The sequence below is a fragment of the Bartonella sp. AP19HLJMH genome, assembly GCF_042196245.1.
In the GTDB taxonomy this organism is placed as follows: domain Bacteria; phylum Pseudomonadota; class Alphaproteobacteria; order Rhizobiales; family Rhizobiaceae; genus Bartonella.
Genome location: NZ_JBHIPX010000063.1, coordinates 1 through 1,201, shown reverse-complemented (window position 1 = coordinate 1,201; position 1,201 = coordinate 1). Strand labels below are relative to the sequence as shown.

The window sequence follows — 1,201 nt, the reverse complement described above, 5'->3', positions numbered from 1 at the left end:
GTGGTATTGACGCTGGTAGTAAGAAGATAACAGGCATTCAAAATGGCGCACTCACAGCAGAATCGACCGAAGCGGTCAATGGTTCCCAACTTTTGGCAACAAATACTGAAATTAATGAAGTAAGAGACAGTATTCTTGTTAAGCAAGTAGCAGAGATGGCTTTGACGCGCAGTCTCCGTGATGGAGGAACGGGCCTTATCACTATTGGTAAGGGAACTGGTGGTACCGAAATCAGTATTCTAAATAAGGATAATGGAGGGCGGAAACTTTCCGGTCTACTTGGCGGGACAATCAATGAAAATTCAGACGAAGCTGTAAGTGGTTCTCAGCTTCATACCCTAGGGAGCAGTGTTGCATCTTATTTCGGTGGTGGTGCTAAATATGAAAGTGGTGCATGGACAGGTCCAAAATTCACGCTTAAAACTTTCGATGCTGATGGTAAAGAAGGTGCTTCAAAAGACTATCCCGATGTAGGCTCTGCTTTTGCAGGAATTGATACGAACTTCATAAATGTAAACAAACATCTGAATACTGTTGTTAATAATTTTAATGACAAATTAAACGATATTAATAAAGAATTTCAAGGCGATGCCTTATTGTGGAGCAAAACTGATAAAGCCTTTAGTGCTATGCACGTAGAGGGGGAAGACAGAAGATCAGGTAAAATTAAATATCTTGAAGGTGGAGATTTAACACAAAACTCAGAAGAAGCCGTGAATGGTGGACAGCTGTATACACTGGGTACCCATTTAGCTAATTATCTTGGTGGTGGTGCTGACTTTGGAAATGGAAACTCAGAAGGTCCTACTTTTAAGGTTAAAACTTTTCGGGATGATGGCACAGAAGATAAACAAAGCTACAGGAATGTAGCGGATGCGTTTGAGGGTGTTAATACGGCTCTCACGACTGTTCAGGATAAATTGACTGAACAGGTTAATAATGTGATTACCAAAGTAGAAAGCGAAAGCTTTGTTCAGCAAGATAAGACAACGAGTCGTCTCACTATTGGTGCAAAAGTAGGTGGCACAGAAATCAATATTGCAAATGAAAGCGGTGCGGATCGGATAATTTCTGGTGTTGGTGAAGCAAAGAACAATAATGACGCTGTTAACAAAGGTCAATTAGATAAAGGTTTGAAGGATCTTTCTACCAGCCTTCAGTCAGATGACTCGGCTGTTGTTCATTACGATAAAACAGGTGA

At 40.9% G+C, this 1,201-nt stretch carries 1 pseudogene; it reads left to right on the top strand.

The annotated features are described in order from the left end of the window. A pseudogene (locus ACFINR_RS09355) lies at window positions 1-1,201 on the top strand (hypothetical protein); the annotation flags it as partial.